The following is a 5,693-nucleotide window of genomic DNA, read 5'->3' as shown; positions in this document are numbered from 1 at the left end:
GAAGGCGCGCGTCCGGGTCCGGGGTTCGCAAGTCTCCCGCCCGCCCGCCAGGGGCGCGTCCGTTAGTCGCCAAGCAGCGGCCCTATGCGGTGGTTCCGGCCACCTCGGACAGCTCCTGATCAGACGAACCGCGCGGAGCGTGGTCGCGAAGCCGAAACGGTAAACTCAATCCTCATCCGGGCTCCGCGCCCGGCGCTCCGCCCGCCCTTCCCAACTCCGCGCGAAAAACGACGGAGCGAAGACGCGTGCCTGCATTCTTCCTCCCCCTCGGAGGAGGATGGCTGGCGCGCAGCGCCAGACGGGTGGGAGGGGCTCGGCGCCCCACGCTCCGACCGCCCGCGTCCGGCCTCACCGCATCCCCCCACCCCCGTCGTCGCCTCGCGCCGACGTCCCTCCCTCAAGCGGGAGGGAAATCCGGAAGACCCTCATGTCCCGACCCAAATTCCCGCGCCCTCCGAAGCTCCAGCCCGACGATGCGGCCGAACTGGAAAGGCTGCACGCCTTGCTCTGGGAGCGCGTCGAGAGCGTCCGTGCCGCGTTCGCCGCCCGGCAGAGGGAAGGCTGGTACATCAGCCCTCGACTTCCGGTCGCCGAGGAGCCTGACGGGGGTTTGTGAAAAGCACTTTACAATACAAAGCATCCTGCTAGGTTCGGGTCATTGCATCGCGGAAGGACACGCCATGACCCAGGACGACATTCGGTCCATGAAGGACGAGATCGCCTACATCAAAGCCCTCGCCGAGGAGGGGCGCCGCACGCCCCTGATCGGAGGCGGCATCCTGATCGCCGCCGGCCTGATCTTCGGCCTGGCCTCGGTGATCCACTGGCTGATCCAGATCGACGCGCTCAGCGTCTCGCCCGTCGCCTATGCCGTGATCTGGGTCGGCGCGATGGCCTTGTTCTCCGCCTGTCTGGTCGTGCTCATCGGCCGCAGCAAGGGTCGGCCCGGCGCCGCCAGCCTCGTCAACCAGGCCGTCGGCGCGGCCTGGATGGGCGTCGGCCTGCTGATCTTCGTCATGTCGATCTCGATCGCGGTCATTTCCTGGCGCCTCCAGAATCCGATCCTGACCTTTCTCTTCCCGTCGATGATCTTCGCCGCCTACGGCTCCGGCTGGGCCGTGTCGGCCACCATGTCCAAGGCGCGCTGGCAGTGGAATCTCGCCGTCGGCGCCTGGGCGTCCGCGCCCGCCCTGGCCTTTCTGGTCGACACGGACTGGATCTGGCTGGCCTATGCCGCGGGCCTGTTCGCCTTCGCCCTGATCCCCGGCCTGATCCTGGTCCGGCAGGAGCCGGCGGAGGTCGTCTGAGCATGGCCGACGACTTCGACATCAACCGCATCGACGAGGTCATCCACGGCCGCGTCCGCCTCGGCATCATGGCCTATCTGTCGGGGGCCGGCTCGGCCGACTTCGGTGAACTGAAGACCCGGCTCCAGACCACCGACGGCAACCTCTCCGTCCATCTCCGCAAGCTGGAGGAAGCCGGCTTCGTGGAGGTCACCAAACGCTTCGTCGGCCGCAAGCCTCTGACCGAGGCCCGGCTGACCGAGGACGGCAGCACGGCCTTCCTGCGCTATCTCGACGCGATCGGCGCCCTGCACGCCGCGGCGCGACCGAAATCCGACTGACGCGGCGGCCGGATCGTGAGAAGGGGAGGGGCATGAGCCGTCTCCTCCCCTTCGACGCCGTCGACAATTTCCGCGACTACGGCGACTACGCGACCGCCGCCGGCCGCCGCATACGCCCGGGCCGCCTCTGGCGCTCGGCCCACCACGCCCGGGCCACCGACGCCGACCTGGACCGCATCGCCGCCCTGGGCCTCGCGACCGTCGTCGACCTGCGCCGCCCCGGCGAACGCCGCCACCAGCCCTCGCGGCGCCCCACAGGTTCCGCCTGCGCGGTGATCGAGAGCGACCACGACGACGGCGGCGAAGCGCCGCACATCACCTTCCTGAAGACCGCCGATCTGACCGAAGACAGCGGCCGCGCCTTCATGCACGACGCCTATCGCCGCCTGCCCTTCGAGCCGCCGCACCTCGACCTCTTCGCCCGCTTCTTCCGCACCCTGGGTGATGCGGACGGCCCGGTCCTGATCCACTGCGCGGCCGGCAAGGACCGCACCGGTCTTCTGGCGGCCCTGACGCACCACCTTCTCGGCGTGTCGCGCGCCGACATGATCGAGGACTACCTCCTGACCAACCGCGCCGTGGACCTCGAAGCCCGCGCCCCGGACATCGCCCGCCAGCTGCACGCCATGACCGGCCGCACCGCCTCGCACGGCGCCGTCGTGGCCTTCCTCGGCGTCGAGCCTGACTTCCTCGACGTCGCCTTCCGGACGATCGAGGCCGAACACGGCACGCTGGACGCCTATCTGGAACGCGCCCTGGGCGTGGACGCGGCCTTGCGCGACCGCATCACGGAGCGGCTGGCGGCGTGAGCGCGCCGTTCGCCGCGCGGCACGACCGCCCTCTGGGCCGCATCGACGCGGCCGCCGTCGCCGCCGGCCTGCGCGACCGGCCGGGCGCCCTGGTCCTGACCGCACCGGCCGGCGGGGGCCGCAGCCTTGTCGCTGCGGACCCGGACCTGACCTTCTCCGGCCCGGTCGACGACGCGGCGCCCTTCGCCCGGCTGGCCGATCCCCTCTGGTCCCGCGGCGTCGTCGGCCTCGCCTCCTACGACCTCGGCGCCCGCCCCGCCGTCGGCCCGCGCGGCGACTGGCCCGACCTGACGCTGGCCCGGTATCCGGCCATGATCGAGATCGACGCTGACGGCCACGCCGTCGCGGTCGGCCGGGGCGCCACGGCGGCCGACGCAGAGCAAGCGGCGCTTCTGGCCGAAAGCTGGACCTCTCCCTCCCCCCGGGGGGAGGGTGGATCGCGCAGCGATCCGGGCGGGGGGGACGCGGCGACCCACTCTCCACCCGCGGCGGCCTTTCCCGCCGAAGCGCCCGGCTCGGCCTACGAGGCCGCCGTGGCCGACGTGGTCGCGCGCATCGCGGCCGGCGAGCTCTTCCAGGCCAACGTCGCCCGCGCCTGGTCCGGCGCCCTGCGCGAGGGCGCCGACCCGTGGGACGTCTTCGCCCGCCTGTCCGATCGCGCCTCGGCCTACGGCGGCTTCTGGCGGATGGGCGACCGCGCCCTGGCCTCCAACTCGCCGGAGCTCTTCCTGACCCTGGACCGGAGCACGCGCCGCGTCGAAACCCGCCCCATCAAGGGCACCCGACCCCGCGCCCCCGACCCCGTCCGCGACGCCGCCCTGGCCGCCGAGCTCCAGGCCAGCGCCAAGGACCGAGCCGAGAACCTCATGATCGTCGACCTCATGCGCAACGATCTGGCCCGCGCGTGCCTGCCCGGCTCGGTGCGGGTCGAGCGCCTCTTCGAGCTGGAGGCCCACCCGACGGTCCACCACCTGGTCTCGACCGTGACCGGAACCCTGACTCCCGACGCCGGGCCGGCCGAGCTGATGACCGCCGCCTTCCCGCCGGGCTCCATCACCGGAGCCCCCAAGCATCAGGCCATGAAGGTCATCGCCGGCCATGAAGCGGCGCGGGGCCCCTGGTGCGGTTCGCTCTTTCTGGCCGAGGAGGACCGCTTCACCGCCTCGGTCCTGATCCGCACCGTCGGCTTCGAGCGGGAGAACGACGCCTGGCGCTGGCGCACCCTGGCCGGCGCCGGCGTCACCGCCGACAGCGACCCGCGAGCCGAGCTTGAGGAAACCGAGGCGAAGATCGCCGCCCTGCGCCGGGCGCTCGCCGTCGATCAGGGTGTGTAGGCCACCTTCTCCACCTCGCGCGGCCTCATGTAGAAACTGTGCGAGAACCGGGTGATGCCGGGCATGAAATAATCGACCGGCGAGTCGTAGTCGTAGGTCGTCTCGGTGAAGATCACCGTCTGGCCCCGCTCGACCAGACCGGTCGGGAGGGTGAGCGTCGAACCGACGGCCCGGGCCGTCAAACCGCTGCCCCGGCTCCAGTCGACCCGGTTCACGTCGTCGTTTCCGCGCGTCACGCTGGACGCCCGGATTTTCAGCGTGGTCGCCGAAAAGGGCTTCATGATCTGGGCGCCGACGTGGAACAGGTCGTCCAGTTCGGCGCCGGTGACGGCCTTCCTCTGAGTGATCAGATCCGCGACGATCGCCGCGGAATGGCCCGCGCGCTTCTGCGCCATGAAGCCCTGACAGAACTCCGCAAGGCCGAAATACATGCCGACCATGACCGGGGCCAGCATGGCGAACTCCACCGCCGACACACCTCGACGGTCGCGCCGCAGCCGCCGGAACAGTCCGGGTTTCGCCGCGCGCGCCATCAGTTCCACGGCTCGTTCTGGAAGGACGTCGAGGCCATCAGCCAGGCGTCGGACCCGCCCCGTGCCAATCCCTGCGACAGGAACGGCGTGAACAGGGTGTGGCGGTACCAGGCCCGGGCCAGCATCAGACTGCCCGGCTGGCCGTTCTGATAGTTCAGCCCCGACGTGGAGAAGCCCCCACCCTGCAGCGGATCCGGCGCGGACAGGTTGGCGTAGCTGGCGACCGAGCGCACGTCGACGTGCACCTTCGACAGACAGCCCGCGGCGAAGATGTTCATCCGCGCGCACATCCGCTCCTTGAAGGTGTCGGCCGTGAAGCCCTGGGCCGAGGCCTGACCAGTGCGGACCAGACGACCCGTCTCGATGACGGCGTTCTCGAGCACGGAATCCAGCACGAAGACGAAGGCGATCTCGGCGATCGCGAACAGCATGAACAGAAACGGCAGGGCGATCATGCCGAACTCGACCGCCGCGGCGCCCTCACGTGGGCGGCGGGCGTTCAGGCAGCTGTGAAACAGGCGCCGGCGCACGACGATCTCAGTTGGACGGCGCGGGAGTCGCCGCGGCGTCCGAGGACGAGCGCAACGTGGGCGCGCACGAGGAGGCGCAGGCCATCTCCGTCACCTGGGCGCCGCGCCAGACGCGCACCCGCCCCGTGTCGCCGCCGGCGACCACGACCTGGCTCTGGAACAGGGTGCGGCCCAGTCCGTCGACCACGACGACCTCGGTCACGCCATATCCCTTGCCGGTGACGAACAGAGTGTCGGCGTCCACGACGGTCACGTCGGCGATGGCCGGATTGCCGACGATCACGGATCCCGCCTGGCCGCGCAGCTGGATCCGCGCCGACTGGTCGATCTCGACCGACAGGGGCTGGGACTGGGCCGCCGCCACGCCGGGCACTGCGACCGCGCACATCAGCGCCGCCGCGATCAGGACGCCGCGCGTCGAGGGGGATCCGAAGGCCATGGGCCGCTCCTTGAATTCTGCGCAGGCGCCCGCGCGAGGCGCCGGACGCGACCATGCTCCGCAATCCTCAAGAAAGTCTGAAATGCCGCGCAGTCCGGTGCTCTCGACTTAATCTAGATGAACGCGCCGATAACCACGAATATTGGTTAAGACTGCTTCCCTTTTACTTGACCTTAAGCGGCGCGCCTCATGTTGGGCATATGGGGAACGGGCGCAGCAAGCGGCGGCCCCAAGTGATGGAAGTCGATTTCGCGTTCCCTGACCCAACCCTGGAGGATGTTCCAATGACCAAGTTCGTTTCCCGCTTCATGGCCGACGAGTCCGGCGCCACCGCCATCGAGTACGGCCTGATCGCCGCCCTGATCGCCGTCGTGATCATCACGGCCGTGACCGCCCTGGGCTCGACCATCAAGACCAAGTT

The 5,693-nt window shown here is 70.2% G+C and carries 9 protein-coding genes; 6 read left to right on the top strand and 3 right to left on the bottom strand.

The window, feature by feature from the left end; translation table 11 throughout:
- Window positions 1-427 precede the first annotated feature (427 nt).
- The 5 genes from VGN45_RS14630 to VGN45_RS14610 all read left to right on the top strand — a co-directional run bounded on the left by VGN45_RS14630 (window position 428) and on the right by VGN45_RS14610 (window position 3,770).
- Window positions 428-616, top strand: a complete 189-nt coding sequence (locus VGN45_RS14630) for a hypothetical protein (protein ID WP_327463773.1) — start codon at window positions 428-430, stop codon at window positions 614-616.
- A gap of 64 nt (window positions 617-680) precedes the next feature.
- Window positions 681-1,307 carry a hypothetical protein gene (locus VGN45_RS14625; protein WP_327463771.1) on the top strand — a complete coding sequence of 209 codons (627 nt, stop codon included), beginning with the start codon at window positions 681-683 and terminating at the stop codon, window positions 1,305-1,307.
- Window positions 1,308-1,309: 2 nt separating this feature from the next.
- A complete protein-coding gene (locus VGN45_RS14620) occupies window positions 1,310-1,627 on the top strand; it encodes a transcriptional regulator (protein WP_327463769.1) in 318 nt (105 codons plus the stop codon).
- Between the two features lie 32 nt (window positions 1,628-1,659).
- Window positions 1,660-2,436, top strand: a complete 777-nt coding sequence (locus tag VGN45_RS14615) for a tyrosine-protein phosphatase (protein ID WP_327463767.1) — start codon at window positions 1,660-1,662, stop codon at window positions 2,434-2,436.
- Window positions 2,433-3,770 carry an anthranilate synthase component I family protein gene (locus tag VGN45_RS14610; protein WP_327463765.1) on the top strand — a complete coding sequence of 446 codons (1,338 nt, stop codon included), beginning with the start codon at window positions 2,433-2,435 and terminating at the stop codon, window positions 3,768-3,770. Before VGN45_RS14615 ends, VGN45_RS14610 begins: the two co-directional genes overlap by 4 nt.
- On the opposite strand, the gene VGN45_RS14605 is transcribed toward VGN45_RS14610, so the two are convergent.
- Genes VGN45_RS14605 through VGN45_RS14595 form a run of 3 tightly spaced genes read right to left on the bottom strand, consistent with a single transcriptional unit; the run spans window position 3,758 to window position 5,272 of the window.
- Window positions 3,758-4,303 (bottom strand): TadE/TadG family type IV pilus assembly protein, encoded by a 546-nt coding sequence (locus tag VGN45_RS14605; RefSeq protein ID WP_327463777.1) that lies wholly within the window; start codon window positions 4,301-4,303, stop codon window positions 3,758-3,760. The two genes, VGN45_RS14610 and VGN45_RS14605, sit on opposite strands and share 13 nt — an antisense overlap.
- The gene (locus VGN45_RS14600) at window positions 4,303-4,833 is read right to left on the bottom strand and encodes a TadE/TadG family type IV pilus assembly protein (protein WP_327463764.1); all 531 of its coding nucleotides are present in this window, start codon (window positions 4,831-4,833) and stop codon (window positions 4,303-4,305) included. The genes VGN45_RS14605 and VGN45_RS14600 overlap by 1 nt, the downstream gene beginning before the upstream one ends.
- Window positions 4,834-4,840: 7 nt before the next feature.
- The gene (locus tag VGN45_RS14595) at window positions 4,841-5,272 is read right to left on the bottom strand and encodes a pilus assembly protein N-terminal domain-containing protein (RefSeq protein ID WP_327463763.1); all 432 of its coding nucleotides are present in this window, start codon (window positions 5,270-5,272) and stop codon (window positions 4,841-4,843) included.
- Window positions 5,273-5,556: 284 nt separating this feature from the next.
- On the opposite strand from VGN45_RS14595, the gene VGN45_RS14590 reads away from it, so the two are divergent.
- Window positions 5,557-5,693 (top strand): Flp family type IVb pilin (locus VGN45_RS14590; protein WP_327463775.1); only part of this gene is annotated, 137 nt, incomplete at its 3' end.

This window comes from Brevundimonas sp. (assembly GCF_035999125.1).
Lineage (GTDB): Bacteria > Pseudomonadota > Alphaproteobacteria > Caulobacterales > Caulobacteraceae > Brevundimonas.
This window is presented reverse-complemented; position numbering and strand designations above follow the sequence as displayed.

Coding starts and splice junctions, on each gene's coding strand:
- VGN45_RS14630 (WP_327463773.1), top strand. CDS start 428: ATGTCCCGACCCAAATTCCCGCGCCCTCCGAAGCTCCAGCCCGACGAT.
- VGN45_RS14625 (WP_327463771.1), top strand. CDS start 681: ATGACCCAGGACGACATTCGGTCCATGAAGGACGAGATCGCCTACATC.
- VGN45_RS14620 (WP_327463769.1), top strand. CDS start 1,310: ATGGCCGACGACTTCGACATCAACCGCATCGACGAGGTCATCCACGGC.
- VGN45_RS14615 (WP_327463767.1), top strand. CDS start 1,660: ATGAGCCGTCTCCTCCCCTTCGACGCCGTCGACAATTTCCGCGACTAC.
- VGN45_RS14605 (WP_327463777.1), bottom strand. CDS start 4,303: ATGGCGCGCGCGGCGAAACCCGGACTGTTCCGGCGGCTGCGGCGCGAC.
- VGN45_RS14595 (WP_327463763.1), bottom strand. CDS start 5,272: ATGGCCTTCGGATCCCCCTCGACGCGCGGCGTCCTGATCGCGGCGGCG.